At 71.0% G+C, this 25,747-nt stretch carries 23 protein-coding genes and 1 rRNA gene; 18 read left to right on the top strand and 6 right to left on the bottom strand.

From position 1 onward, the window contains the following. Positions 1 to 80 precede the first annotated feature (80 nt). The 8 genes from rrf to ACMA1D_RS11145 all read left to right on the top strand — a co-directional run bounded on the left by rrf (position 81) and on the right by ACMA1D_RS11145 (position 6,300). Positions 81 to 197 (top strand): 5S ribosomal RNA (gene rrf / locus ACMA1D_RS11110). 72 nt (positions 198 to 269) lie between these two features. After that, positions 270 to 914, top strand: coding sequence for an HAD family hydrolase (locus tag ACMA1D_RS11115; RefSeq protein ID WP_414723729.1), 645 nt, complete (start codon positions 270 to 272; stop codon positions 912 to 914). A 226-nt stretch (positions 915 to 1,140) separates the two neighbouring features. Next, the gene (locus tag ACMA1D_RS11120; protein WP_414723730.1) at positions 1,141 to 2,313 is read left to right on the top strand and encodes an acetoin utilization protein AcuC; all 1,173 of its coding nucleotides are present in this window, start codon (positions 1,141 to 1,143) and stop codon (positions 2,311 to 2,313) included. Between the two features lie 185 nt (positions 2,314 to 2,498). Next, complete coding sequence (locus tag ACMA1D_RS11125; protein WP_414723731.1) at positions 2,499 to 3,314, top strand: phosphatase; 816 nt, start codon at positions 2,499 to 2,501, stop codon at positions 3,312 to 3,314. Between the two features lie 128 nt (positions 3,315 to 3,442). After that, positions 3,443 to 3,652: a helix-turn-helix domain-containing protein gene (locus tag ACMA1D_RS11130; RefSeq protein WP_014053989.1), complete on the top strand. Its 210-nt coding sequence runs from the start codon at positions 3,443 to 3,445 to the stop codon at positions 3,650 to 3,652. A gap of 213 nt (positions 3,653 to 3,865) precedes the next feature. Then, a complete protein-coding gene (locus tag ACMA1D_RS11135; RefSeq protein WP_003948845.1) occupies positions 3,866 to 3,964 on the top strand; it encodes a 30S ribosomal protein bS22 in 99 nt (32 codons plus the stop codon). Positions 3,965 to 4,186: 222 nt separating this feature from the next. Then, positions 4,187 to 5,230 (top strand): NAD-dependent epimerase/dehydratase family protein, encoded by a 1,044-nt coding sequence (locus tag ACMA1D_RS11140; protein ID WP_414723732.1) that lies wholly within the window; start codon positions 4,187 to 4,189, stop codon positions 5,228 to 5,230. A gap of 14 nt (positions 5,231 to 5,244) precedes the next feature. Next, complete coding sequence (locus ACMA1D_RS11145) at positions 5,245 to 6,300, top strand: lysophospholipid acyltransferase family protein (protein WP_414723733.1); 1,056 nt, start codon at positions 5,245 to 5,247, stop codon at positions 6,298 to 6,300. Between the two features lie 78 nt (positions 6,301 to 6,378). Here the strand turns inward: ACMA1D_RS11145 and ACMA1D_RS11150 are convergent, their stop codons facing one another. From ACMA1D_RS11150 to ACMA1D_RS11165, 4 genes are all read right to left on the bottom strand, one after another. Further along, entirely contained in the window at positions 6,379 to 7,641 is a 1,263-nt protein-coding gene (locus ACMA1D_RS11150) for a DUF5667 domain-containing protein (RefSeq protein ID WP_414723734.1), read from the bottom strand. 346 nt (positions 7,642 to 7,987) lie between these two features. Next, positions 7,988 to 8,776 (bottom strand): ECF subfamily RNA polymerase sigma factor, BldN family, encoded by a 789-nt coding sequence (locus ACMA1D_RS11155; RefSeq protein ID WP_414723735.1) that lies wholly within the window; start codon positions 8,774 to 8,776, stop codon positions 7,988 to 7,990. Between the two features lie 681 nt (positions 8,777 to 9,457). Beyond that, entirely contained in the window at positions 9,458 to 10,408 is a 951-nt protein-coding gene (locus ACMA1D_RS11160) for an HAD family hydrolase (protein WP_414723736.1), read from the bottom strand. Between the two features lie 230 nt (positions 10,409 to 10,638). Beyond that, on the bottom strand, positions 10,639 to 10,917 hold the full coding sequence (locus tag ACMA1D_RS11165; RefSeq protein ID WP_414723737.1) for a glutaredoxin family protein: 279 nt from the start codon (positions 10,915 to 10,917) through the stop codon (positions 10,639 to 10,641). Positions 10,918 to 11,279: 362 nt separating this feature from the next. On the opposite strand from ACMA1D_RS11165, the gene ACMA1D_RS11170 reads away from it, so the two are divergent. The 7 genes from ACMA1D_RS11170 to ACMA1D_RS11200 all read left to right on the top strand — a co-directional run bounded on the left by ACMA1D_RS11170 (position 11,280) and on the right by ACMA1D_RS11200 (position 19,920). Then, entirely contained in the window at positions 11,280 to 12,131 is an 852-nt protein-coding gene (locus ACMA1D_RS11170; protein ID WP_414723738.1) for a redox-sensing transcriptional repressor Rex, read from the top strand. Next, positions 12,128 to 13,801, top strand: coding sequence for a glutamyl-tRNA reductase (gene hemA / locus ACMA1D_RS11175; protein WP_414723739.1), 1,674 nt, complete (start codon positions 12,128 to 12,130; stop codon positions 13,799 to 13,801). Before ACMA1D_RS11170 ends, hemA begins: the two co-directional genes overlap by 4 nt. Then, the gene (gene hemC / locus ACMA1D_RS11180) at positions 13,798 to 14,883 is read left to right on the top strand and encodes a hydroxymethylbilane synthase (RefSeq protein ID WP_414723740.1); all 1,086 of its coding nucleotides are present in this window, start codon (positions 13,798 to 13,800) and stop codon (positions 14,881 to 14,883) included. Before hemA ends, hemC begins: the two co-directional genes overlap by 4 nt. Continuing rightward, positions 14,880 to 16,544 (top strand): uroporphyrinogen-III synthase, encoded by a 1,665-nt coding sequence (locus tag ACMA1D_RS11185; protein WP_414723741.1) that lies wholly within the window; start codon positions 14,880 to 14,882, stop codon positions 16,542 to 16,544. Before hemC ends, ACMA1D_RS11185 begins: the two co-directional genes overlap by 4 nt. Continuing rightward, on the top strand, positions 16,541 to 17,542 hold the full coding sequence (gene hemB, locus ACMA1D_RS11190; protein ID WP_414723742.1) for a porphobilinogen synthase: 1,002 nt from the start codon (positions 16,541 to 16,543) through the stop codon (positions 17,540 to 17,542). The genes ACMA1D_RS11185 and hemB overlap by 4 nt, the downstream gene beginning before the upstream one ends. A 375-nt stretch (positions 17,543 to 17,917) precedes the next feature. Beyond that, on the top strand, positions 17,918 to 18,928 hold the full coding sequence (locus ACMA1D_RS11195; RefSeq protein WP_414723743.1) for an NAD-dependent epimerase/dehydratase family protein: 1,011 nt from the start codon (positions 17,918 to 17,920) through the stop codon (positions 18,926 to 18,928). 344 nt (positions 18,929 to 19,272) lie between these two features. Continuing rightward, positions 19,273 to 19,920, top strand: coding sequence for a class I SAM-dependent methyltransferase (locus ACMA1D_RS11200; RefSeq protein ID WP_414723744.1), 648 nt, complete (start codon positions 19,273 to 19,275; stop codon positions 19,918 to 19,920). A 471-nt stretch (positions 19,921 to 20,391) separates the two neighbouring features. On the opposite strand, the gene ACMA1D_RS11205 is transcribed toward ACMA1D_RS11200, so the two are convergent. Both ACMA1D_RS11205 and ACMA1D_RS11210 read right to left on the bottom strand, forming a co-directional pair. Next, positions 20,392 to 21,093, bottom strand: coding sequence for a hypothetical protein (locus ACMA1D_RS11205; protein WP_414723745.1), 702 nt, complete (start codon positions 21,091 to 21,093; stop codon positions 20,392 to 20,394). 580 nt (positions 21,094 to 21,673) lie between these two features. Next, positions 21,674 to 22,447 (bottom strand): hypothetical protein, encoded by a 774-nt coding sequence (locus ACMA1D_RS11210; RefSeq protein ID WP_414723746.1) that lies wholly within the window; start codon positions 22,445 to 22,447, stop codon positions 21,674 to 21,676. Between the two features lie 429 nt (positions 22,448 to 22,876). Between ACMA1D_RS11210 and ACMA1D_RS11215 the strand changes: the two genes are divergently transcribed. The 3 genes from ACMA1D_RS11215 to ACMA1D_RS11225 form a co-directional block, all read left to right on the top strand. Then, positions 22,877 to 24,157: a serine hydrolase domain-containing protein gene (locus tag ACMA1D_RS11215; RefSeq protein ID WP_414723747.1), complete on the top strand. Its 1,281-nt coding sequence runs from the start codon at positions 22,877 to 22,879 to the stop codon at positions 24,155 to 24,157. A gap of 254 nt (positions 24,158 to 24,411) precedes the next feature. Next, positions 24,412 to 25,077: a GNAT family N-acetyltransferase gene (locus ACMA1D_RS11220; protein ID WP_414723748.1), complete on the top strand. Its 666-nt coding sequence runs from the start codon at positions 24,412 to 24,414 to the stop codon at positions 25,075 to 25,077. 227 nt (positions 25,078 to 25,304) lie between these two features. Next, positions 25,305 to 25,747, top strand: a 443-nt coding sequence (locus tag ACMA1D_RS11225) for a hypothetical protein (protein ID WP_414723749.1), incomplete at its 3' end; no start/stop codon positions are given.

The following is a 25,747-nucleotide window of genomic DNA, read 5'->3' on the forward strand; positions in this document are numbered from 1 at the left end:
TGTCCTCAGTTGCTCGCGTTCACTGTGTTGGTTCTGAAGCAACGAACTGTGTGTTTGCCGGTTTGTTTGTTTTATAGTGTTTCGGTGGTCATTGCGTTAGGGAAACGCCCGGTTACATTCCGAACCCGGAAGCTAAGCCTTTCAGCGCCGATGGTACTGCAGGGGGGACCCTGTGGGAGAGTAGGACGCCGCCGAACTCCTTTTAGAAAAAGAGCCTTGTTGGGACTATGGTCCCAACAAGGCTCTTTTTGCTTTTATAGAGTGGTCGTATGCGCTATGACCTCATCATCTTCGACAACGACGGTGTACTCGTCGATAGCGAGCCGATCTCGAACCGGTTGCTCGCCGCGTACCTGACCGAGTTGGGTCACCCGACCACGTACGAAGAGGCGATTCGCGACTACATGGGCTCCGCCATGCACCGCATACACGACCTGGTGCTTGAGCGGTACGGCCGGCGGCTGCCTGTCGATTTCGACGCCACGTTCCACCAGCGGGTATTCGCTGCCTTCGAAGCCGAGTTGGAAGCCGTGGCCGGAGCGGCCGACGTGCTGGAGAAGATGGGCGCGGACGGCGTTCCGTACTGCCTCGCGTCCTCCGGGAGTCATGAACGCATTCGGGTCGCGCTGAAGAAGACCGGGCTCTACGGCCTCTTCGGAGAAGAGCGCATCTTCAGCTCCCAGGACGTGGGACGCGGAAAGCCAGCCCCCGATCTCTTCCTGCACGCCAGCGAAGTCATGGGCGTGGCTCCCGAACGGTGTGCCGTCATCGAGGACAGCCCGCTCGGCGTGCAGGCGGCGCGGGCCGCGGGAATGGACGTCTTCGGGTACACCGCCATGACGCCGGCCACCAAACTCTCCGACGCCACCGCACTCTTCTCCGAGATGAGCGAACTCCCCCCACTGTTGGCGTAACCACGGCTCCCGCCACGACCGCTGTCACCACACCCGCTCCGTACGGAACTCACGGAAATCACGGAAAACGGGGAGAGGACGGGAGCCACGGAAGGCAGCGGATGGGACGGGGCGGGCGCCGTGGCGGACCGGTGGGCCCGTGACCGCGACGGTCGAATGAGGAGTTCGCGATGCTGTTTGGCGCCCGTTCCCTGCCGTCGTCGTGTCGCCCGATACGGTGACGGGCATGAACGTCCGCACACACCTCATGTGGGATGACGCCGTCACGGGTTACGACTTCGGCCCCGGGCACCCGATGGACCCGGTACGGCTGGGGCTGACGATGCGGCTGGTGGAGGCATTCGGCCTCGATCGTGAGGTGAAGGTGGTCGCCGCGCCCCCCGCCGGCGACTCCACGCTGCGTCTCGTGCATCGCCAGGACTACGTGGACGCCGTACGGCGGGCCTCTGCGGACCCGGCTGCGGCCGACGAGGCATACGGCCTCGGCACGCCGGACGATCCGGCGTTCGCCGGGATGCACGAGGCGTCGGCGCTGATCGCCGGCCAGTCGGTGGCCGCCGCGGAGGTCGTGTGGAGCGGTCAGGCGACGCGGGCCGTGAACTTCGCCGGCGGGCTGCACCATGCGATGGCCGGCAGCGCCGCCGGCTTCTGCGTGTACAACGACGCCGCGCTCGCCATCGCGCGCCTGCTCGAACTGGGCGCGCAGCGGGTCGCGTACGTCGACGTGGACGTGCACCACGGTGACGGCGTGCAGGCGGCCTTCTGGAACGATCCGCGGGTGCTGACGATTTCGCTGCACGAGCACCCACGGACGCTGTTCCCGCAGACCGGTTGGCCCGCCGAGACCGGCGGTGACGACGCGGAGGGGAGCGCGGTCAACGTGGCGCTGCCCGCGGGCACCGGCGACGAAGGGTGGTTGCGCGCCTTCCACGCCGTCGTGCCCGAACTGCTCGCGGCCTTCCGACCGGACGTGCTCGTCACGCAGCACGGCGCCGATACGCACATCGAGGACCCGCTGGCGCACCTCGCGGTGACGGTGGACGCCCAGCGGGCGATCGCGGCCGGCTGCCGGCAGTTGGCTGACGAGCACGCGGGCGGTCGGTGGATCGCGCTGGGCGGCGGGGGGTACGCGGTGGTGGACGTCGTGCCGCGGACCTGGACGCATCTGGTGGGCGTCGCCGCCGGCCGGCCCGTCGACCCCGGGGCGCCGACCCCTGACGCGTGGCGGCACGAGGTGTACGCGCGGACGCGGCAGCAGGCGCCGCTGCGGATGACCGACGGTCGGGAGCCGCGCTGGCGGGACTGGGAGGAGTGGGGGTACGACCCGGCCGATGCGCTGGACCAGGCCGTGCTGGCGACGCGGCGGGCGACCTTCCCGGCGCACGGGCTGCTGCCCTGATCCGGTGCCGTCGCGGGCTCGTCAGCACCGAATCCCGAACGTCCCTCCCAAAGATGGCCGGAATCAGCCGCCAGATGGCCAACTGGCCTCTGAAATGGCCGTTGGTGACGAACCGTTAGCCCAACGGTGGCACGCATCGGGGTTCTGCGGGCGGTGGGCCGTGGTCGTCGGCCACCATCGTCGGTGTGTTGAGCGCTTCCGAGCTGCGGGCCCATCTGATGACCGTGGGGCTCGCCGGTCCCGTGGCCACGCAGCGGGAGGGCAGCCTGCGGCGGTACCGGATGTTCGCGGCCCGCGACCCACGGACGTTGATCGGTCTTGAGCCCGAACTCGACTGGACCTTCACGGAGTTGCTTGAGCTCATGAGCGCTCGTTGCGGTGTTTCGAACGATCCTGGGTATGTTTCGGGCCAGGATGTAATCGATCCAGATCGTACGGTGACGGCGTTGGACGCCTTCGCAGATCGGCTGGGCAGCGCTGCACGGTCTCGTACCCCGGTGCTGCTCGGGACCGGGCATCCAGGCCGGCTACTGGGCTTCTACGCCGCTTTGGCGTCCGCTTTGTCGGCGGCAGGTTGTCCCGTTCTCACCCCAGGACGGGGGTGTCGTATCGACATCGGGACCCGGTTCGGGCTACGTACGTACAACCTTGACTACATTCGAGGAGTCGCGCTGGTGCGGGAACCCGGCGCGCGGAGTGCAGAGAATGAGACCGGCGTGCACACCCACTCGCCGCTTCCCCTCCGGATCGCGCTCGGGGCGGCGGCCGACGCAGGCGGGAGCCTGCCCGGCCTCGTCATCGGTGACCACGGATGGCTCTGTGGGGCAGGTCAGCTCGGTATTGCGGCCATCGGGCTGGCCGACAGCGACGATCCCGCGCCGTTCGTCGGCGAGGCCGAGGGAAGGGTATCGGTCGTCGTTCCGCTTGATGACGCTGTGCGGCCCGATTACTACCGGCCGCTTACTCGCTATGTACTCAATCGAGCGTGTCTGTCACAGTAGGCGGCCGATCGCTACTCCTCTTCCCCACTCGTATCACCCGCCCCTAGTCTGGTGAGTGAGCGCGCAGCGACGAGGAGTCACCGGAGGGGAAGCCGGTGCCCGTCATGTGCGGAAGGTTCAGGTGTGTCATGGCTGCTGGCGAGAGGCCTCTGAATGAGGTCCAGTTTCTGACCGTGGCGGAAGTTGCCTCGGTCATGCGAGTGTCGAAGATGACCGTGTACCGGTTGGTGCACAGCGGTCATCTGCCCGCTATCCGGGTAGGCAGGTCCTTCCGGGTTCCCGAGCAGGCGGTGCACGAGTACCTCCGCGAGTCGTATGTGGGGGTGGAGTCCGCCTAGGTCGCCCGCAGTGGGTCAGGCCGGCGTGGTCGGTGCGGTGGCCGTCTTCGGGCGGCTGCCGTGACGTACGCGGCGGGCGTGGTCCACGGGGCTGATGGGTCGCGTCGACCCTCGGATTACGCTGTTCGCTCGGTGCCGGGTAGGCTGGCCCGATGTAGGTCGTGTGGGCTCGGACGCCCCGCACCGAGTGAATCGAAGTGAGCGAGGGTAGTCGTGGGCTCTGTTATCAAGAAGCGGCGCAAGCGGATGGCGAAGAAGAAGCACCGCAAGCTGCTCAAGCGCACGCGCGTCCAGCGTCGCAACAAGAAGTAAGCGCGACGCTGTGCGACGTTTCGCAGCCCTCCCACCACACGGTGGGAGGGCTGCGGTGCGTTCGGGGCAGGTCAGGCAGGTCCCGCCGGGTTCGGCCGCGCCGGGCCGGTGCGTTGTCAGACCCAGTGGATACGGTGAGTCATAGCTTCGGGGTACGGCCGGCTCCGTGGCGCCGGACGGGTGTCGCAGGCTTCTGTGAGGGTGGGAAGGTAGGCGCTGATCATGGGCAGGGTCGTGCTCGTCACCGGTGTCGCCCGGCAGCTCGGTGGCCGCTTCGTCCGCCGCGTCCTGCGCGAGCCCGACGTGGACCGGGTGATCGGTGTCGACGCCGCGCTGCCCGAGCACGACCTCGGTGGTGCCGAGTTCGTCCAGACCGACATCAGGCAACCCACGATCGGCAAGGTGCTGGCGCAGTACGGCGTGGACACCGTGGTGCACATGGACGTCAACGGCACGCCGCTCGGCTCCCGCGGCAGCCGGACCGCGGTCAAGGAGACCAACGTCATCGGCACCATGCAGCTCCTCGGCGCCTGCCAGAAGGCGCCGACCGTGGCCCGCTTCGTGGTGAAGTCCAGCACCAGCGTCTACGGGTCGGCCTCCCGCGATCCGGCCGTCTTCGGTGAGACCACCCCCGTCAAGTCGCTGCCCAGCGGCGGGTTCGCCAAGGACGTCGTCGAGGTTGAGGGCTATGTGCGCGGGTTCGCCAGGCGCCGCCCGGACGTCGCGGTGTGCGTGCTGCGGTTCGCCCACGTGCTGGGCCCGTGCACGGACTCGCCCCTCGCCGAGTACTTCGCACTGCCCGTACTGCCCACCATCGTCGGCTTCGACCCGCGGCTCCAGTTCGTCCACGAGGACGACGCCATCGAGGTGCTGCGGCTGGCGGCCGGTCAGCCACGGCGCTCCACCCCACGCAGCGGCACCTTCAACATCGCCGGTGACGGCGTGCTGCTGCTCTCCCAGGCGGCGCGGCGGCTCGGCCGGCCCACCCTGCCGCTCTTCTCGCCCTCGGTGACCTGGATCGGCTCGGTGCTGCGCGCGGTGGGCATAACCGACTTCTCGCCCGAGCAGATCCGGCTGCTCACCCACGGGCGGGTCGTGGACACGACACAGATGCGCGAGGCACTGGGCTTCTGGCCCGCGTACAGCACCGCCGGGGCCTTCATGGACTACGCGCGCAGCCGCGGCGCCGGACTGCTGCCGCCCGAGGCCCTGGCCCGTACCGTCGACCGGATCGCCGCGGCGCTGCCGGGCGCCGGCCAGAACTGAGGAGCGCAGCCACGATGGCGGACGCGAAGGTCATCCCGTTCGGCGAGGAGCCGAGGGCCCGGCGGAAGGCCGGCGCCCGGCGCCCGGCGCGGGCACCGCAGGCACAGGCCGCGCTCCAGCCCGTCCCGCCGCAGCGCGATGAGGACGAGGAGACCGGGGGGACCGCGGGGCGGGCCCGGCAGCCGGACCGTGCCGAGGGGGCCGAAGGGGTCGCGCCCGCGGAGCAGGCGCGGGGCTGGGAGCAGCGGCTGGCCGGCGGCCTGAGTTTTCTGCGGCGCAGGCTCACCGGCGAGTACGAGGTCGATGACTTCGGCTTCGACGAGGAGCTGACGGACCAGGTCCTGATGTCGCTGCTGCGGCCGATGTACGAGTCGTACTTCCGGGTCGAGGTGCGTGGCATGGAGCACGTGCCGAGCACCGGCGGCGCGCTGATCGTCGCCAACCATTCGGGGACGGTGCCGCTGGACGGGCTGATGCTCCAGGTCGCCGTGCACGACCACCATCCGGCCGACCGCCATCTGCGGCTGCTCGCGGCGGACCTGGTCTTCAAGCTGCCGGTGATCAGCGAGTTGGCCCGTAAGGCCGGTCACACGTTGGCGTGTGCGGAGGACGCGCAGCGGCTGCTGGACCGCGGTGAGCTGGTCGGTGTGATGCCCGAGGGGTTCAAGGGGATAGGGAAGCCGTTCTCCGAGCGCTACAAGTTGCAGCGGTTCGGCCGGGGCGGTTTCGTCTCGACGGCCCTGCGCAGCCGGGTGCCGATCGTGCCGTGCTCGATCGTCGGGGCCGAGGAGATCTACCCGATGGTCGGGAACTCCAAGACGTTGGCGCGGCTGCTCGGATTCCCGTACTTCCCGATCACACCGACGTTTCCGCTGCTCGGGCCGTTGGGCACGGTGCCGCTGCCGACGAAGTGGACGATCCAGTTCGGCGAGCCGATCGCGACGGACGGCTACGCGCCCGAGGCGGCGGACGATCCGATGTTGATGTTCAACCTGACGGACCAGGTGCGGGAGACGATCCAGCACACCCTGTACAAGCTGCTCGTACGAAGGCGCTCCGTCTTCTTCTGAGCCGATCGTGGACGGAATCGGTCAGGGGGAAGACGGAGCGCCTGGGTAGTGGCCGGTGGTGCGGCCCTGCGGGTCCGGTCAGTCGTCGCTGGGCTGCGGGGAGCCGGACGGGTCGGGGGCGTCGGTGCCGAGTCCCGGTAGGAGGTCACCGAGCAGCGGTGGGACCGTCACCTCGGGCTTGCCGGTCTCGGGGGTGCGCTCCTGGGACGGTTGTGGCGTTTCGGCGGCCGGTTGTTGCTCCAGGAGACCGGGCCCGTCGAGGAGGCGGGGCCGCTCTCGCGCCGGGGACGTGGTGGGAGCGGGGCTGCTCGCGCGCCGCTGCGGCTCGGTGTGGTCGGGTTGGCTCGGCTTGGCGTGCCGTGGGGTGGGCCGGTCCGGGGTGGCGGGCGGTGGGGCGGCGGGCGTCGTCCGTACGCGCTCGACTTCCGGCTGGGTGTTCTGGGGCGGCGGCGTGAGCAACGTACGCAGCGGTTCGACGTCGACGTCCATGGCCTCCAGGACCAGGCTGACCTGGTCGCCCATGTCCCGCAGGGGGAGCGGGAGGCGCTGGCGGAGGTCGCTCCAGCTCTTGCGGTGGTCGCTGGTGAAGGCGTTCAACCTGCGCATCGGGTCCAGCGAGCCGTCGCGCTGGTGGGCGTCGTGCAGCAGGCGGTGGCCCTCGGAGGCCGCGTGCTGCATACCGGAGAGCGCCTTGCGCACTTCGCTGAGCGACTCGTGGTCCATCTCGCCCGCGCGGGCGCGCTCCATGAGCCGGCGGGCCTCGTTCATCCGGGTGGATGCCTGGTCCAGGTAGATCCGCCCGCGGTCGGCGTCGTCGTTGGCCATGCCGCGCTTGAGATCCTCTATGCCGCGCTTGAGGCCGTAGAGGGAGTCGCCGGGGAGGGCGTCGGAGCTGGCCGTGGCCACGCCGCCGAACGCACCCGCCGCGACACCGACGGTCAGCCCCCCTGCCGCTAGGCCCTTCGACCACCGCGACCGGGGGCGAAGTCTGCTGAGGGGGCCCGCGCGGTGGCTACCCCTGCCGCCTTCTCCGGTCTTCTTGGTGGCACTGCCGCTCCTGGTGGACCGTGCCGAGCGCTGCTCGGGAACGCGCGCACCGTCGCTGGCGAACGCCGTCTCCACCGCGGCGAGCAACTGGGCCCGCTGAACGGTTTTGGCTGTGGGGTCCAGCTCCGGGGCCGGCAGTTCGCCGAGCGCCTTGGTCAGGGCCAACATGCCTTCTTGCTCGGCGTTATCCGCCGTGTGCTCGGCCGGGCCGGCTGCCGTGCCCTGGAGTTCCTGCTCCTCCAGGGCCTGGGCGAAGGCGTGAGCCCGCCGGTGCGCCGATACGTTCGCGATCACGGGCGGCACCTCCTCTCGTCAAGATGGTCGACTCCTCAGGGCGCCTTGGAGGTTGCACGCCTTGAGCGCCGCCACTCGATCGAGTGAGCATTTGCGGGCATGGCGTGACCGCAGGGAGCCTGCATCCCGCACAACGAGCGGCGCGGCAGCCGGGTTACGCGGCCACGATGATCTGACCGCTGTCCGGAAGCGAAGAGGGGGCGTTTCACCGGCACGTGAACGCGGCGGAAGGGACCAGCAGGAGACAGAGGGGAACCGGGTAGCGACCCGTCGAGCAGGGGTGGGGACGGCCCCGTACGGCGGGCGGTGAGGGGTACTGCTGCGCCGTTCGGCGTGGTGGGAGGGCTTAGCGGGCGTCGTCGGGGAGGAGCCGGGCGAGGGTGCGCACGGCACGGTACTGGAGGGTTTTGATGGCGCCTTCGTTCTTGCCCATCACCCGGGCGGTCTCGGCCACCGAGAGTCCTTGCAGGAAGCGCAGCGTGACGCATTCCTGCTGTTGGGGGTTAAGCCTGCGAACCGCCTGGAGGAGGGCAGCGTTGGAGAGCGATTCGAGAACGGAGTCCTCGGGGCTGCGTTCGACCTCGTTGGCGTCGAGCATTTCGCCGGTGGTGACTTCCAGGCGGAAGCGGCTCGATTTGAAGTGATCGGCGACGAGGTTGCGGGCGATGGTGACCAGCCAGGCTCCGAAGTCGCGGCCCTGCCAGGTGAAGGTACCGATGCGGCGCAGGGCGCGCAGGAAGGTCTCGCTGGTCAGGTCCTCGGCGGTGGCCCGGCCGCCGACGCGGTAGTAGATGTAGCGGTAGACGGTGTCGGAGTACTGGTCGTAGAGACAGCCGAAGGCTTCGGACTCGCCGGACTGGGCGCGTTCGACGAGTTCCATCATGCGGTGGCTGTCGCTGTCGGCGCTCGGGCGGCGGGGGGTCGCCGGGGTGGCGCTGGTGCGGGTTCGTCTTCCGACGGTCGTGCTCCCGTTGGCGACGGTGTAGCAGGGTGCTGAGGCAGCGGGGACGGGTGTGGCGAATGCGGGGACAGCGGGTACGGCGTACGCGGTGGGGACGTAGCCGCGAAGGCGGTCGATGACCGTTTCGCGCAGCGTAGCCAGGCCCGAGGCGTCAACCCCGACGTGTGGGTACACGGGACTCCCAGAGGCAGAGCTTCCATCACGTGCAGTGCGGGACCGTTCACCCGTCGTAGGGACGTGTGGGTACCGGTTGCGTCTGAGGAGAATAACGCTTCGTATAGGTGACGCTACACCCAGTTGCTTAAATCGCCGTTTCCGTCCACTCTGTGCTGCGTTGACGGTCAATCAAGAGTCGAACGTTGATCGGAAGTTGATCGAAAAGCTTCGCGATCTGTTTGGTTGCGGGGCGTGTTGTGGTAATCCGGGCACAACGCGACTGGCGGGAAAGGCGTGCGGGTAGGCAGTTTAGATTGCTCGAACTCGGCTGCCCGTGACGGTTGGTGTGGTTCTCCGGCGGTTGCGCCGTCAGGGGCGGGGCCGCTGTGTGCGGCGGGGCGTACGAGGTGCGAGTGGGGCTCTTGTGGGCGGGCGCGTCGTCGAGGAGTGGTGGCGGTGCGGGCCCGGCGATTGCGCTGGGTGACGGGGGGTGCGGCGAGGCGGCGCGTTGACTTCGTTCCGCGCCGGAGCCCGCGTCCGCACCACTGGGCCGCCGCGCCGGCCCGCAGCTCCGCGGCTGCACGCTCGGTGCTGGTTCTGCTGTCGGGCTGTCGCACTGCTGTCGCACCGCTCGCCGCACGGGGCAGGGCCGGGGGAGGCCCGGCGGTGGCGGGGCCTCTTCCTCTTCGGGGGGTGGTGTCAGCGGCGGCGGCGGTGGAGGGCGACGGCCGCGGCGGTGCCGCCGGCCACGGCGCCCAGGCCGGCGGCGGCCGGGATGCCGATCTTGGCGGCCTTGCGGCCGGTCCGGTAGTCGCGCAGCCGCCAGCCGTGCTCGCGGGCGTGCTTGCTCAGCCGGGCGTCGGGGTTGACCGCGTACGGATGGCCCACCAGCGACAGCATGGGGATGTCGTTGGCGGAGTCGCTGTAGGCGGCGCAGCGCGTCAGGTCCAGCCCCTCGGCCGCGGCCAGGGCGCGGACCGCCTCGGCCTTGGCCGGGCCGTGCAGCGGCTCGCCCACCAGCCGGCCGGTGTAGACGCCGCCGACGGACTCGGCGACCGTGCCGAGGGCGCCGGTCAGGCCGAGGCGGCGGGCGATGATCGTCGCGGCCTCGATCGGGGCGGCGGTCACCAGCCAGACCTTCTGGCCGGCGTCCAGGTGCGCCTGGGTGAGGGCGCGGGTGCCGGGCCAGATCCTTTCGGCCATGTACTCGTCGTAGATCTCCTCGCCGATGGACATCAGCTCTGAGACGCGGTGTCCCTTGACGATGGACAGGGCGCTATTGCGGGCGTCTTCCATGTGCGCGGGGTCTTCGACGCCGGCGAGTCGGAACCAGGTCTGTTGCCAGGCAAAGCGTGCGAGTTCCCGCTTGCGGAAGAAGTGGCGCTTATAGAGGCCGCGTCCGAAGTGAAAGAGCGCGGCGCCCTGCATCACCGTGTTGTCGAGGTCGAAGAAGGCGGCGGCGCGGTGATCCCCGGGGACCGGGAATTCCGGCTCCGTGGCCTCTTGGGGTGGTTCCGCTGACTCATCCGGGAAGTCCGCATCGAGTTCCGATGCGGTTTTTCGCGCTGCCTCGGCCGCGGCCTCACCGGCGAGCACGCTGCGTGCGGTAGCCGAACGCCTGCGGGGAGTGAGCCATCCTAGAGCCGCCATAGCGCCGAGCATAGCCAGTTTGTTCGGTCCATCCGGGGTCGGGACGATTCGCGGAGCGTGAACATTCCGCTACGGGAATTGGTGCGGGGATCACCGGGGCTTTGTCGGCCGGCGGTGGAGTCCGGTGCGGGCCGTCGTGCCCCGTACGGTTCGGCCGCGGGCCGGCGGTGCGGCGGGCGGTGTGGCGGTGTGGTGGGTGCTGCCGCGGTATGGCGGTGTGGGGGCCGCGGTCAGCCGCCGAGTGCCTTGCGGAGTCGGTCGGGGTCCACGCGCCAGAAATCGTGTTGGGCGCCGTCGACGAGGATGACCGGGATCTGTTCCCAGTACTTCCGGTAGAGCTCCTCGTCTTCAGTGATGTCTTTCTTTTCCCAAGCGGCGCCGAGTTCGGCGCAGACTTTTTCGATCACCTGCTGTGCGTCATCGCACAGATGGCAGCCGGGTTTGCCGATGAGCGTCACGGTGCGGTCGGCGGGGTTCTTGCGGCCTGATCGGCGTAGCAGTGGGCTCATGTTCGCCATTGTGCCGTCGATGGCGGGGGTCTCCGTGCGGTGCTCGGTGGGTTCGGCGGGGGCGCACGGTCGATTACCATCGTGGGCGATTTGTTGACATCCGGGGGTATAGCGGTGAGGAGTGTGGGCGCGTGCTCCCGTTGTCGGCCCCGTGTGTGCGGCGGGAAAGCGGTGAACGGTGTGAACGGCGTGGCGCTGGTGGCGGTTCCGTAATCGGCCCGAAAGGGCGCGTGACACCCGTCACTTTGCTCGGACAAAGCGGACACCATCTTTGTGCACGCGTTCACAAAGGCATAGCCTGCACTTCACGGGGCGGTCCTGGGACGGGCCGTCCGCAGCCCCGCTCTACCCGCAGGAGCACCGTGGCAACTGGCCGAACTCACCGACCGGCGACCCGAAGCCGAGGGATTCCCGAGGCCACCGTCGCCCGGCTTCCGCTGTATCTGCGCGCGTTGACCGCGCTGTCCGAGCGCTCGGTCCCCACGGTCTCCTCCGAGGAGTTGGCCGCCGCGGCCGGGGTCAACTCGGCGAAGCTGCGCAAGGACTTCAGCTACCTGGGCTCGTACGGCACCCGCGGCGTCGGTTACGACGTGGAATACCTCGTCTACCAGATCTCCCGCGAACTGGGCCTCACTCAGGACTGGCCGGTCGTCATCGTCGGCATCGGTAACCTCGGCGCCGCGCTCGCCAACTACGGCGGGTTCGCCTCCCGCGGCTTCCGGGTCGCCGCGCTCATCGACGCCGACCCGGCGATGGCGGGCAAGCCCGTCGCGGGCATCGCCGTGCAGCACACCGACGAGCTCGAAAAGATCATCGACGACAACGGGGTCTCCATCGGCGTCATCGCCACCCCGGCCGGCGCCGCCCAGCAGGTCTGCGACCGCCTGGTGGCCGCCGGCGTGACCTCGATCCTCAACTTCGCGCCGACCGTGCTCACCGTCCCGGACGGGGTGGACGTGCGCAAGGTCGACCTCTCCATCGAGCTCCAGATCCTCGCCTTCCACGAGCAGCGCAAGGCCGGCGAAGAGGCAGCGCAGGACGCGGCCCAGGCCGGCGCCACCGCGCCCGCCGCGGCGCCCGCGCCGGCGCCCGCCGTCCCGGAGCGCGCGCTGACCGACGCCGCCCCGGGCCCGGCGCCCGTCGCTGCCGCCGTCACCGACGTACGCGAGAACCAGGGACCTGACGGGGACGTGCCCGCCGTGATGCCGGCATGAGTCTGCTGGTCGTGGGGTTGAGCCACCGCAGCGCCCCGGTGAGCGTGCTGGAGCGGGTCGCGCTCCAGCCCGAGCAGCGCGCGCGCCTGGTCCAGGCCGCGCTCGGCGTGGAGCCCGCCGCCGAGTCCGCCGTGCTGGCCACCTGTAACCGGGTGGAGCTCTACGCCGACGTGGACAAGTTCCACGCGGGCGTCGCCGAGCTGTCCACGCTGCTCGCCGAGCACACCGGCGTCACGCTGGACGAGCTGACGCCGTACCTGTACGTGCACTACGAGGACCGGGCCGTCCACCACCTGTTCTCGGTGGCCTGCGGGCTGGACTCGATGGTCGTGGGCGAGGGGCAGATCCTCGGCCAGATCAAGGACGCGCTCGCGCTCGGGCAGGAGCTGCACACCGCGGGGCGGCTGCTCAACGACCTGTTCCAGCAGGCCCTGCGGGTCGGCAAGCGGGCGCACAGCGAGACCGGCATCGACAAGGCCGGCCAGTCGTTGGTCACCTTCGGCCTCCAGCAACTCGCCGGCGAGGCGCCGGTCGAGCGCTGGGCCGCCGGCAAGCGCGCCCTGGTGATCGGCGCGGGCTCGATGTCCTCGCTGGCCGCCACCACGCTGGCGCGCGCCGGCGTGGCCGAGCTCGTGGTGGCCAACCGGACCCTGGAGCGGGCGCGCCGGTTGACGGCCGCGCTGACCGGACAGGCCGCCGCGCACACCCATGGCCATACCACTGACCAGGCCATTGGCCGCCACACGGACCACGCGGCGGGACGTCCGGGCGACCGGCTCCCCGGCCAGGCGCAGGACCCCGGGCAGCACGGCGCCGGCGCCGCCTTCGGCCTGCCCGCCGGCGTCGCCGCGCTCGCCGTGGTCCCCACCGAACCCCTCGACCCGGCGCCCGCCGCGCAGGGACCCGGCTGCGTCGCCGGCGTACCCGCGCCGCACGGCGGCTGCTGCGGACAGCAGCCGGCCGGCCCCTCGGACGGTCATGAGCACGCCGAAACCGGCACCGTTCCGCCGGCGGCAGGCGCCACCGAGCTGATCGCCCGCGCGGTCCCGATGGCCGAGGTCGAAGCCGAACTGGCCGAGGCTGACATCGTCGTCTCCTGCACCGGCGCCACCGGCCTCGTCCTCACCGCCGACGCCCTGCGCACCGCCACCGCGCCGCACCCCGGCCGGCCCCTGGCCCTGCTCGACCTGGCCATGCCCCGCGACATCGACGCCGCCGCACACCGCCTGGGCGACGTACACCTCGTCGACATCGAATCGCTCGCCGAAGCGTCCGCCGACGCCCCCATGGCCGCCGACGTCGACCAGGTGCGCGCCATCGTCTCGGCCGAGGTCGCCGCCTTCGGCGCGGCCCAGCGCGCCGCGCACATCACACCCACCGTCGTCGCCCTGCGCACCATGGCCGCATCCGTGGTGACCAGCGAGATCGCCAGGCTCGACGGACGACTGCCGGACCTTGACGACAAGCAGCGGGCGGAAATCACCCAGACCGTCCGCCGCGTGGTCGACAAGCTGCTGCACGCGCCGACGGTGCGGGTCAAGCAGCTCGCGAGCACGCCCGGCGGGGCCGGATACGCCGACGCCCTGCGCGAGCTCTTCGACCTCGACCCCGAGGCGGTCGCCGCCGTCAGCCGGGCCGATGGGAACCACCCGAAGCGAGGACGGGCATGACCGACAGCACATCCCACCCCCCCGACCGCAACGCCGCCCCCCCGGGGCCGGCCGCCGTCGGCAGCGGTGCCGTCGCCCCGCTGCGCCTCGGCACCCGCCGCAGCGCACTGGCCATGGCCCAGTCCGCGCAGGTCGCCGAGTCCGTACGGAAGGTCACCGGCCAACCGGTTGAACTGGTCGAGATCACCACGTACGGCGACACCTCGCGCGAGCACCTCGCCCAGATCGGTGGCACCGGCGTCTTCGTGTCCGCACTGCGCGACGCGCTGCTCGGCGGCGCGATCGACCTGGCCGTGCACTCCCTCAAGGACCTGCCGACCGCCGAAGCCGACGGCCTCGTACTGGCCGCCGTGCCGCCGCGCGAGGACCCGCGCGACGCCCTGGTGGCCCGCGACGGCCTCGGCTTCGAAGCGCTGGCCGCCGACGCCGCAGCCGCCGGCCGCACCGCCCGCATCGGCACCGGCTCACCCCGCCGCGCGGCCCAGCTCAACGCGCACGCCCGCGCGTACGGCCTGGCCATCGAGACCGTCCCGATCCGCGGCAACATCGACACCCGGATCGGCTTCGTCCGCTCCGGCGAACTCGACGCCGTGGTCCTGGCCGCCGCCGGCCTGAGCCGCATCGGCCGGCTCGCCGAAGCAACCGAGATCCTCGACACCGACGCGATCTTGCCCGCCCCCGGCCAGGGGGCCCTGGCGATCGAGTGCGCCGCCTCGCACCCCGTGCACGGCACCGCGCTCATCGCCCGACTCGCCGAGCTCGACGACCCGTACACCCGGGCCGCCGTGACCGCCGAGCGATCTCTGCTCGCCGCCCTGGAGGCCGGCTGTAGCGCGCCCGTGGGGGCGCTGGCCGACTTGTTGGGCGACGGGCAGGCTGTTACCGAAATGCGCCTGCGGGGCGTCGTCGGCACCGTCGACGGCACCGCGCTGGTGCAGCTGTCCACCACTGGTCCCGTACCCACCTCTCCCTCTCGCAGCGCCATGCACGGCACCGTGACCCCCGCAACGCTGGGTCGCGAACTCGCCGCTGACATGCTCGCGAAGGGTGCGGCCGGTCTTATGGGGGAGCGAGCACTTTGAACCCCACCGCCCCGAACCACCCCGGCTGCGGGCACGTCACCTTCCTCGGTGCCGGGCCAGGCGATCCGGGCCTGCTGACGCTGCGCGCCGTGGAGGCACTGGCCACGGCCGACGTGCTGATCGCCGACGCGCAGGTGCTCGACGTGGTGCGCCCGCACGTGCGGCCCCACGTCGCGGCCGACGCACAGAGCGCCCTACGGCACCCGGACGCTGACGGCACGTCAGTGCCCGCCGGAGTCCCGGTGCTTAGGGATACCGCCAATCTTGTCATGGGGGCCGCGCGCACCGGCAAGCGGGTCGTCCGTGCGGTCGCCGGCGACCCCGGCCTCGACGGCGACGCCGCCGACGAGATGCTGGCCTGCGCCGCCGAATCCATCGCCTTCGAGGTGGTCCCCGGCGTCGCGGCAGCCGTCGGCGTACCCGCCTACGCCGGCGTGCCGCTGCGCGACGCCCAGGGCACCGACGTACGGTTCGTCGACGCCCGCACCGCCGACGAGCGCTGCTGGGGCGAGGTTGGCGCCAGCGACGGCACCGTCGTCGTCACCGCCACCCTGGAGACCGTGGCCGCAGCCGCCGGCGAACTGGTCGCCGGTGGCCGCAAGCCCGACACCCCGCTCGCGGTGACCATCGCCGGCACGACCACCCGCCAGCGCACCTGGACCGCCACCCTCGGCACCATCGCGCAGGTCTTCAAGTCGGCCAAGGTGCTGCCGTCGGCCGACGGCAGCCAGCCGGTGATAGCCGTGGTCGGCGAGCGCGGCGCGGCCGAACGGCGCGACCGGCTGTCCTGGTTCGAGTCCAAGCCGCTCTTCGGCTGGAACGTCCTGGTCCCGCGGACCAAGGAACAGGCGGCCTCGCTCTCCGGCCAACTCCGCTCCTACGGTGCGGTGCCCAGCGAGGTGCCGACCATCGCCGTCGAGCCGCCGCGCACCCCGCAGCAGATGGAGCGCGCCGTCAAGGGCCTGGTCACAGGGCGCTACGAGTGGATCGCCTTCACCTCGGTCAACGCGGTCAAGGCGGTCCGCGAGAAGTTCGAGGAGTACGGGCTCGACGCCCGCGCCTTCGCCGGCATCAAGGTCGCCGCCGTCGGCGAACAGACCGCGAAGTCCCTCGTCGAGTTCGGCGTCAAGCCCGACCTGGTCCCCAGCGGCGAACAGTCGGCCGCCGGCCTCCTGGAGGACTGGCCGCCGTACGACCCGGTCTTCGACCCGATCGACCGCGTCTTCCTGCCGCGCGCCGACATCGCCACCGAGACCCTGGTGGCCGGACTGATCGAGCTGGGCTGGGAGGTGGACGACGTCACCGCGTACCGGACGGTACGGGCGTCGCCGCCGCCGGCCGAGACCCGCGAGGCGATCAAGGGCGGCGGCTTCGACGCCGTGCTCTTCACCTCGTCGTCGACCGTACGGAACCTCGTCGGCATCGCGGGCAAACCACACAACGTCACCGTCATCGCCTGCATCGGCCCGGCCACCGCCAAGACGGCGGAGGAACACGGCCTGCGGGTGGACGTGCTGTCGCCCGAGCCCTCGGTGCACAAGCTGGCCGAGGCGCTCGCGGAGTTCGGCGCGGCGCGGCGCGCAGCCGCGATCGAGGCCGGGGACCCGGTCACCCGCCCGAGCGAACGGCGGCCCGGATCGCGTAGGAGGGCACGTTCATGAACGACTACGGCAGCTTCCCCGGAGCCAGGCCCCGGCGGTTGCGCACCACCCCCGCCATGCGGCGGATGGTCGCCGAGACCAGGCTCCACCCGGCCGAACTGATCCTGCCGGCCTTCGTCCGCGAGGGCATCAGCGAACCCGCGCCGATCAACGCCATGCCGGGCGTCGTCCAGCACACCCGGGACACGCTGCGTAAGGCGGCGGCCGAAGCGGTCGCCGCCGGCGTCGGCGCGATCATGCTGTTCGGCGTGCCGGAAGACCACAAGAAGGACGCCGTGGGCACCCCGGGCACCGACCCGGACGGCATCCTCCAGGTCGCCCTGCGCGACGTGCGGGCCGAGGTCGGCGACGACCTGATCGTCATGTCCGACCTGTGCCTGGACGAGCACACCGACCACGGTCACTGCGGAGTCCTGGACGCCGCGGGCCGGATCGACAACGACGCGACGCTTGAGCGGTACGCGGAGATGGCCCGCGCCCAGGCCGACGCCGGCGCGCACACGGTCGGCCCCAGCGGCATGATGGACGGCCAGGTCGGCGTCGTCCGCGAGGCGCTGGACGGCGCGGGACACCAGGACGTGTCGATCCTGGCGTACACCGCCAAGTACTCGTCCGCCTTCTACGGCCCCTTCCGGGAGGCCGTCGGCTCCTCGCTCAAGGGCGACCGCAAGACGTACCAGCAGGACCCGGCCAACGCCCGCGAGGCGCTGCGCGAACTGGCCCTCGACCTCGCCGAGGGCGCGGACATGGTCATGGTCAAGCCGGCCCTGCCGTACCTGGACGTGCTGCGGCAGATCGCGGACGCCTCGGACGTGCCCGTCGCCGCGTACCAGATCTCCGGCGAGTACGCGATGGTCGAGGCCGCGGCGGCCAACGGCTGGATCGACCGTGACCGGGCGATCATGGAAACGCTGATGTCCGTACGGCGGGCCGGCGCCGGCCTGATCCTGACGTACTGGGCGACCGAGGTCGCCGGCTGGCTGCGCGCCGAACGCTGATGTGCGGGACGGGCCCCTGGGGTGGGGCCCGTGCGGGGTGGGTTGGGTGTGATGGGGGCTGGTGTGGTGTGTGGTGCTGCTGTTGCGGGCCTCGTCCTGGTGGACGAGGCCCGTTGGCGTTCGGTGGGGACAGGGTGTGATGGTGGGGCGTGGTGGTGGGGAACTCGCCGTGGTGTAACGGCCGGGGGAACGCGCTGTGTCGAGCCGGAACGAGATTTTTTGCCGCTCCTGACGTGACGTCATGTTCAGTGGGCGCCTTTGTCGTGGTCGGGGCGGTGCAGGCGGTGGGAGGTGCCCGCCGGGAAGGCGGAACACGATTCCGCTGTGGGCGTGCGGGTATTCCCCCGGGCCGCCCGTCGGCGGGAGAGTCGGCCCATGAGAGTGCTGATGCTGGGCGGGACGGAGTTCGTGGGGCGCGCCATCACGGAAGCGGCGCTGGCACGGGGGTGGGAGGTCACGGTCTTCCACCGGGGACACCATGCGGCGCCACCGGGCGCCGAGGTGCTGCTCGGCGACCGCACGGCCCCGGACGGCCTCGCGGCGCTGCACACCGGTCCGGCGGCCGGACGCGGTTGGGACCTGGTCGTGGACACCTGGTCCAAGGCGCCGTACGTGGTACGGGACGCGGTCGCGGCGCTCGCCGGACGGGTCGGGCGGTACGTCTACATCTCCAGCGGCTCCGTCTACCGCTATCCGTCGGCGGCCGGGCACGACGAGGAGTGGCCGGTGGTGGACGCCTCGCCGGACGCCGGCCCCGACGTGGACTACGCCCGGGCCAAGCGGGGCGGCGAACTGGCCGTCCTCGCCGCCTTCGGGGAGCGTGCGCTGCTCGTAAGGGCCGGGCTGATCGTGGGCCCGTACGAGAACATCGGGCGGCTGCCGTGGTGGCTCGGGCGCATGGCCAAGGGCGGCCTCGTGCTGGCGCCGGGGCCGCGGGAGTCGCCGTTGCAGTACGTGGACGTACGCGATCTGGCCAGGTGGTGCCTGGACGCGGGGGCGGCCGGGCTCGGCGGCCCGTACAACCTGATCAGCCCGTCGGGGCACACCACCATGGACGAACTGCTCACCACCTGCCAACGGGTGACCGGCGGGGAGGCGACGCTGCGGTGGGTGGCGGCGGAGACGTTACTGGCGGCGGGCGTCGAGCCGTGGACGGAACTCCCGCTGTGGGCGCCGGGCGGCGAACTGCACGACGCGCTGTACCGGACCGACGTGTCCAAGGCCCTGGCGGCCGGGCTGCGCTGCCGTCCGCTCGCCCACACGGCGGCCGACACCTGGACCTGGCTCCAGGCCATCGGCGGGGTGGCCCCGCACCGGCCGGACCGCTCCCGCGTCGGGCTGGCCCCCGAGAAGGAGGCCCGGGTCCTGCGCGCGGCAGCGGGGTAGGCCCCGCGCCCTGTTGGTGTTGGTCGCGGGTCGCGGGTCGCTGGTCGCTGGTTGTCGGTTGTTGGTTGCCGGTCCGGCCCTGCCGGGCCGACCATGCCGGTGCGACCACGAATTTCTGCAACTTCTGTGACTGGTGGGTCGGCGCGGGGCGTACGAGATGAGGGTGGGTGGCGCGTTTTCCCACCGATCAGCAGAGAAACGCGATCAGTGAGACGCTCACCTCAGTGCGGGTCCACCGCACTCCAAGGCCCAACTGTGCTGCCCGGGAGAGGGGGTTGTGGTGATGATCGAACGGCGCTGGCCCAGGGCCCCGGCCCGCTGGCCCAGGGTTAGAGTCCACGGTCATGACGGACTCCTCATATCTCCACACCACCAGGGACGGCTATGACGCCATCGCCGTCTCCTACGCCGAACACTTCCGCACCGGACTGGAATCCCAACCCTTCGACCTGGCGATGCTCGGGGCGTTCGCGCGGGTGGTACAGGCCGGTGGTGGTGGAAAGGTGCTGGAAGTGGGGTCGGGGCCCGGCTGGGTGGCCGCCCACCTGCACGGGCTCGGAGTGGACGTCTCCGGACTCGACCTGTCGCCCGAGATGGTCGCCCTGGCCCGGCGCACCTACCCGGAGCTGCGGTTCGACGAAGGCACCATGGCCGAGATCCCGCTGGCCGATGGGGCGCTCGCCGGCCTCGTCGCCTGGTACTCGCTGATCCACATCCCACCCGCGCTGGTGCCGGCCGTACTGACCGAGTTCCACCGCGTACTGGCCCCGGACGCACCCCTCCTCCTGGCCTTCCAGATCGGCGACGAACCACTCCACCTCACGGAGGCGTTCGGCCACACCATCGCCCTCGACTTCCATCGCCTCCAGCCCGACCAACTCGCACAACACCTCGACGCGGCCGGCTTCACCACCCAGGCCACCCTGACCCGCGAACCCGAGACGTACGAGCGGACGCGGCAGGGGTACCTGCTGGCTCGGCGGAGGGGGTAGGGGGCCGGGTAGGGGGAGGGGAGTTGGGTGGCTGGGTGGTGGGTTGGGTGGTGGGTTGGGTGGTGGGTTGGGGTGAGGTGGCTGGGTGGTGGGTTGGGGGAGGGGGCGGGCGGGTGTGGGTGGGGGAGGGGCGGGGTTGGGGGAGGGGGAGGGGGAGTGGGCCCCACCCCCACGTACAAGCCCCCTCCAAGCGCCCACCGCCTCACCGCCACCCAGAACCCACCGCCTCACCGCCCAAAACCCGCCGCCTCAAGCTCACCGCCCAACCCCCACCGCCCCAAAGTCCACCCCCACGCCCGCGCCCCAAGCCCACCGCCCCGCCCAAAGCCCAGCGCCCGCCGCACTGCGGAATCGGCTCTCTGACGGGTTGCACGAGTGTGCTCGTGTCAGAGGGCGCGGTGTTCCGTGGTGCGCGCGGGCGCTGGGAGGGGGCCGGGTGGCGCTGGGTGTCGGTGGTGCGGTGGGTGGCTGCTAGCGGGTGGCGGCCCAGGAGTGGGCGACGTCCACGATGAGGTGGTTCTCGGTCTGCGTCACCCGGAACGGCAGCTTGGCGCGGACGCCGAGGCCGATCTGGGTGTCGCCCTCGAAGCTGCTGGCGTACCGGGTGTCCTTGAAGGTCTGGAAGCCCGACACGTTCACGCCGGGCAGCGTCTGTCCCGCTCGGCCCGAGTACGTGGGCTTGCCGGTGGCCGGGTCGTAGCTCGGCGCCGCCACGTGCACGTCAAGGATGGCGCCGCCGCCCACCTTGATCAGGTCGCCCGAACCGTCCTGGCGCAGTTCGTTGACGTAACCCACGCGGTAGCCGACCTGCTTGCCGCCCGAGCCGCGGACGTCGAAGACGAGGCGGTCGAAGCAGGCGTGCTGGCCGGCCCTGATGTTCACCAGCGGCTCGTACTCGGTCGGCGCGGCCGTCTTGGTCCCGCTGCCCCAGTTCGTGTCGCAGGCTGCGCGTTCACTCAGGCCCCAGATCGGGTCCTGGTCGCCGTTGGCCGGACCTTGGCCCCATATGGGGTCCCGGTCGGTGCCCGCTGGCGTCTGGCCCCAGATCGGGTCGCGTTCGATGTCTGCCGCGGCCTTCGCCGGCGGCGTGGCGGCGTAGGCCGTAGCGGCAGTCGCCGTCAGCCCGGCGCCAGCCAAGGCGAGTGCGGCCACTGCGGTGCCCCACCGTCGCATGTGCTTACCCCCATGGTGTTGTTGATCAGGCATGCCTTGATCAGTTGTGCCTACGCGTATGTGACGTCCTGCATATCCAAAAGGTTGCCCTTAGGTGAGGCGCCCGGACGCGTCTGTTGCCCCAACGTGCAGGCTATGCACCGGAATTGGCAAATCCGCGACTGATGGTGCCCGTTCTGCTCGGCGTGGCCTTTCGTCTTCCTTCGTGGATTCTTCGGGCCTTCCGCGGGTGTCCGGGGTCGTGGGCGAGTCGCCAACTGCCATGTAAACACCGGCAGTTAATGTTCAGCGGTTGAGGCGCAACCACGGCGTGTTGCGTAGGGTGCGCGAGTGGGTGGATGGCTCCTGGTGGCCTTTCGTCATGTGGGCGTCGTAGGGAAGGTGCCGCGATGGGTGTGGAGTTGATGACTCTAGAGGTGCGAGCTGTCGCGGTGGTGGGGGCGGGCCGGTGTGTGGACGCACCCTTCCGTGAGGGTGGGGTGGCCGTGCGGCGGATGCCCTCGCGGCGTGCGGGCCCCGTCGAATCGCGCGGCGTGCTGGGCGGGTACGCGAGGCGGCGGCCGGGCCGAGGGGCGTCGGGCTAGGCAGGGCCCGACAGGTCCGACAGTCGGTCCGAGAGGCGGAACTTGCTGCGGTGCGAGGGTATGAGGACGGCGGACGGGTCCAGCAGGTCGACCAGTTCGACCAGCTCGTTCTGCCACTTCTCCAGGCGGGCCAGGGCCGGGGTGGCGTCCGCGGCCAGCCGGTCGACGTCCGCCAGCAGCGGTGCGAACCACGACCTGAAGACCTCGTCCTGGTCCAGCCGCCGACAGAACTCCGCATAGCCCAGGCACCACCGCTGCCCCGACGCGCTGTCCGGGTGCACCATCAGCTCGCCTATCGCGCGCTGGTGAGAGCGGAACACGCGGAGCTCGTTGCTGGTCGGCGAGATCCGGCCCAGGGAAGTGCTGATCTGCCCCAACTGGCGCATGATCCGTCGATTGCCCCGACTGCCGCCCAGGTTCAGGAACTGTATGTCCCGGCGCAGGATCTCGGCCCAGCCCAGATACTCCGCGAAGACGAACGCGGTGCTGCGCCGGACGTGCTCCGCCTCCTCCGCGCTCCCCCGGACGAGAAAGCTCGTCAGATACCCGCCGTACGAGCGGCCGGAGCGGTCGATCACGTGGCCGTTGAGGATGTTGTACAGCCGGCTCTGGAGGTCGTAGGCGGCGAGCGCCAGCGAGGAGCTGTAGCGCTCCATGTAGTTGCGCTCCGTGCGGGCGTGCAGCCGGCGCTGCTGCCAGTAGCCGAGCAGCCCCGTCATCGCGGCCCCGGCCACGGCGACGACCGCCGACACCAAGGACACCGAATCCACCCCGCCCCTCCTCTCTCCGCTACCCCTCCTGCGGCTCACTGCCTGCGCGGGAGCCCCCAGCGTTGAGCGAACCCGCTCCGCGCCGGCCGCAACGGGCGTGGCGCGGTCGCAGCTCCGGCCGGCGCCGTACGCCACACGCCACCACACGCCGCACGCCACCACACACCGCACGTCCCGAACCCCGCCGCACCGAGCCCTGTGTGATCCGCTCGCCTCATACCGTAAGCGAGGGGTGTGACAATGCCGCTGCTGCTGGGCGAGTTCCCAGGTGGGGGGTGCTGTGCGGGCGTCAGCCGCAGCGCGGCACGCGTGGTGGTGCAGGCAGGTGACGGGCCGTTGCGGGGCGGGGCTGCGGGGGATACCCCCCGGGCGGGGAGGGGCGCCCGCTGCATGGTGGGGCGCGGGGCGGGGGCGGGACGCTGAGGGACCATGAACACACGTACCAAATCCCTGAGTTTCCGCGCGGCCACTGCGACCGCGCTGGTCGCGGCCGTGTCCGGGGTCCTGGCGGCGGCACCGGCCGGCGCCGCCCCCGCACGGTCCTCGGCATCAACCCCCGCCTCCGCATCGACCGTTGACACCGAGCGCGCCGCCCCGGGCGCCTCGCTGACGACGGGGCAGCTCCAGCGCGCGGTGGAGCGCACGTTGCGCGATGCCGGGTACGTCAACATCTCCGTCGACGTCCGCCACGGTTCCCGCCATGCGACGGCCCGCGCCGGTGAGGCGGAGCTCAACACGGGGCGGCCCGTGCCGGCCGGCGCCTCCTTCCGCGCTGCCAGCGTTACCAAGTCCTTCGTGTCCACCGTCGTGCTGCAACTCGTCGCCGAGGGGCGGGTGTCGCTCGACGACAGCGTGGACCGCTGGCTGCCCGGCCTGATCACCGGCAACGGCAACGACGGCCGTCGCATCACGGTCAGGAACCTGCTCCAGCACACCAGTGGCCTCTACAACTACGACCGTACGGAAGACACCGGGGAGACGGCCGCCGACTTCGAGCGGACCCGGTTCGAACGCGTGGAGCCGGCCGAGCTGATCGCCGGTGCGCTGCGGCACCGCCCGGACTTCGACCCGGCGGACCCGGACGATCCGAACCCGAAGTGGAACTACTCCAACCCCGGATACGTACTCCTCGGGATGATCATCAAGAAGGCCACCGGGCACGACTGGGCGACGGAGGTCGAGCGCCGGATCACCAAGCCGCTCGGCCTGCGGGGGACGTACGCGCCGGGCGCCGATCCGTTTCTGCACGGCCCGCACGCACACACCTACCAGCAGTTCCCCGGCTCGACGGGCATGACGGACACCACGGTCCGCAGCATGTCGTGGGCCGATGCGGCGGGCGCGCTGGTGACCACCGAGCGCGATCTCGACCGGTTCTACACGGCCCTGGTGACCGGCCGGTTGCTGCCGGAGAAGCAGCTCGCGGAGATGCGCAGGACCGTTCCCGTGGGGGCGGACTTCGACGAGGTCATGCCGGGCTTGCAGTACGGGCTGGGGCTGATGCGCCAGCCGCTGCAATGCGGCGGTTACCGCTGGGGGCACGGCGGCGACACGGACGGCGGCACCATACGCACCGGCTTCACCTCCGACGGCAAGCGCGGTGTGGTGATCGTCGCGAGTGGCAAGGCGTCCAGCGACGAGTGGTTGCTGAAGTCCGAGCGGGCCGTCCAGCGCCTGACCGACGAGGCGCTGTGCGGGACGCAAGAGTGATCGGGTCGCGGGAGTGATCGGCTGACCTCGCCCTCCCGCTCCGCTCCTCCGACGCGCTCCCTCCCTCTTCTCCCCTCTCCCATCCCCTCTCCTTCCCGCCCTCCTCGGGCCGGTCTGGCCCCGTTGGGCAGTCCGGCCCGGGGCTCGGGGAGCGCGGTAGTCGGGGAGGGCGGTAGGGGCGCGAAATGCCACTCTGCTTTGCACTAGTGTGAAAGTGTATTGCATCTAGTGCGAATGCGTCCTAGGCTTTTTGCATGCTCTCCGTGAACCTCAAGCCCACGATCCTCGAAGGCCGCACGGTCCGGTTGGAACCGCTCGCGCTGGACCACGTGCCCGACCTCTTCCGTGCCGGTGGCGATGATGACGAGGTCTGGCGCTGGCTGTCCGCCCCCACTCCGCGTACGGAGGACGAGTTGCGCCGGCTGGTTGAGCAAGACCTCGCCGAGCAGGGGGAGGGGTGTGTCCCGTGGGCGGTCGTGCTGCGGGACACCGGCCGGGCCGTCGGTCAGACGTCCTACCTGGACATCAGCGCGCGCGATGAGCGGCTGGAGATAGGGGGCACGTGGTACGGCCGCCGGGTGTGGCGCACGGCGGTGAACACGGAGGCCAAGCTGCTGCTCCTGACCCACGCCTTCGAGGAGTGGGGCGTGGGCCGCGTGCAGTGGAAGACCCACCACGGCAATGTGCGCTCGCAGGAGGCGATAGCCCGGCTCGGCGCCGAGCGCGAGGGCGTGTTGCGCCGCCACAAGGCCATGCCGGACGGCACCTGGCGCGACAGCGTCTATTACTCGATGCTCGCCGACGAGTGGCCCGCGGCCAAGGCACGGTTGCAGCGGCGACTGGCGTCGGGCGGCAGCGCGGGGAGCGGCACGGGAAACGGGGCGGACCCGGTCGGCGTCGGCGGGCGAACTGCCGTATAGGTACGGGCGAACTCCCGCACGGGCACGGCCCGTCGGCCGTGGGGCGTCACCGGAGTACGTGACTGACGGATCGCCAGGCGACGGCCGGCAAGAGGACATTCGCCCCGGTGAACACCGCGCGGCGAGAGGGGCGCCCGGCTATCACGCCCGCCCGCACAGCCTGTTACGTTCGTGCTCCAAAGAGTCAGCGGCACATGCCGTGACGTGTGGGGCTGAGGGGGAAACGGGTGACGTTCCAGCAGGAGTGGGCCGAGATCAAGGGGGAGTCCGCGACGCGGTTGCGCTTGGCGAGTGCGGAGGGTGGGGGCGGCGACGGCCAGTTACGGCAGTCCAAGCGCGCGTGGAGCCAGGCGTCCGCGGGGATCAGCGAGGTGGCCGGGGACCTGCGCTCCGCCTTCGGTGGGCTGTCCGCGGGACAGGACGGGGCGGGCGGTGGAGAGGCCGCGGTCACCGGGTTGCTGAGCGCGACGGTGCAGCGCAGCGTCTACGAGTCGTGGAAGCGCAAGGTCGAACTCCTCCAGCGCGAATGCAGCGACGTGCAGGGCAAGATGCGCAAGGCGGCCCAGCTCTACTACCAGACCGATCACGCGATCAAGGACGCGTTCGCCGACCGGCCGCCGGCCGAGGGCGACCGGCCAGGGGGGGGGGGGGGGGGGGGGGGGGGGGGGGG

This window comes from Streptomyces sp. 796.1, assembly GCF_047525675.1.
Classification (GTDB): Bacteria; Actinomycetota; Actinomycetes; order Streptomycetales; family Streptomycetaceae; genus Streptomyces.

Excerpts from the sequence above, each read along its gene's own strand:
- ACMA1D_RS11115 (WP_414723729.1), top strand. The coding sequence starts at position 270 with ATGCGCTATGACCTCATCATCTTCGACAACGACGGTGTACTCGTCGAT.
- ACMA1D_RS11120 (WP_414723730.1), top strand. The coding sequence starts at position 1,141 with ATGAACGTCCGCACACACCTCATGTGGGATGACGCCGTCACGGGTTAC.
- ACMA1D_RS11130 (WP_014053989.1), top strand. The coding sequence starts at position 3,443 with ATGGCTGCTGGCGAGAGGCCTCTGAATGAGGTCCAGTTTCTGACCGTG.
- ACMA1D_RS11140 (WP_414723732.1), top strand. The coding sequence starts at position 4,187 with ATGGGCAGGGTCGTGCTCGTCACCGGTGTCGCCCGGCAGCTCGGTGGC.
- ACMA1D_RS11145 (WP_414723733.1), top strand. The coding sequence starts at position 5,245 with ATGGCGGACGCGAAGGTCATCCCGTTCGGCGAGGAGCCGAGGGCCCGG.
- ACMA1D_RS11160 (WP_414723736.1), bottom strand. The coding sequence starts at position 10,408 with ATGGCGGCTCTAGGATGGCTCACTCCCCGCAGGCGTTCGGCTACCGCA.
- ACMA1D_RS11165 (WP_414723737.1), bottom strand. The coding sequence starts at position 10,917 with ATGAGCCCACTGCTACGCCGATCAGGCCGCAAGAACCCCGCCGACCGC.
- hemA (WP_414723739.1), top strand. The coding sequence starts at position 12,128 with ATGAGTCTGCTGGTCGTGGGGTTGAGCCACCGCAGCGCCCCGGTGAGC.
- hemC (WP_414723740.1), top strand. The coding sequence starts at position 13,798 with ATGACCGACAGCACATCCCACCCCCCCGACCGCAACGCCGCCCCCCCG.
- hemB (WP_414723742.1), top strand. The coding sequence starts at position 16,541 with ATGAACGACTACGGCAGCTTCCCCGGAGCCAGGCCCCGGCGGTTGCGC.
- ACMA1D_RS11195 (WP_414723743.1), top strand. The coding sequence starts at position 17,918 with ATGAGAGTGCTGATGCTGGGCGGGACGGAGTTCGTGGGGCGCGCCATC.
- ACMA1D_RS11200 (WP_414723744.1), top strand. The coding sequence starts at position 19,273 with ATGACGGACTCCTCATATCTCCACACCACCAGGGACGGCTATGACGCC.
- ACMA1D_RS11205 (WP_414723745.1), bottom strand. The coding sequence starts at position 21,093 with ATGCGACGGTGGGGCACCGCAGTGGCCGCACTCGCCTTGGCTGGCGCC.
- ACMA1D_RS11215 (WP_414723747.1), top strand. The coding sequence starts at position 22,877 with ATGAACACACGTACCAAATCCCTGAGTTTCCGCGCGGCCACTGCGACC.
- ACMA1D_RS11220 (WP_414723748.1), top strand. The coding sequence starts at position 24,412 with ATGCTCTCCGTGAACCTCAAGCCCACGATCCTCGAAGGCCGCACGGTC.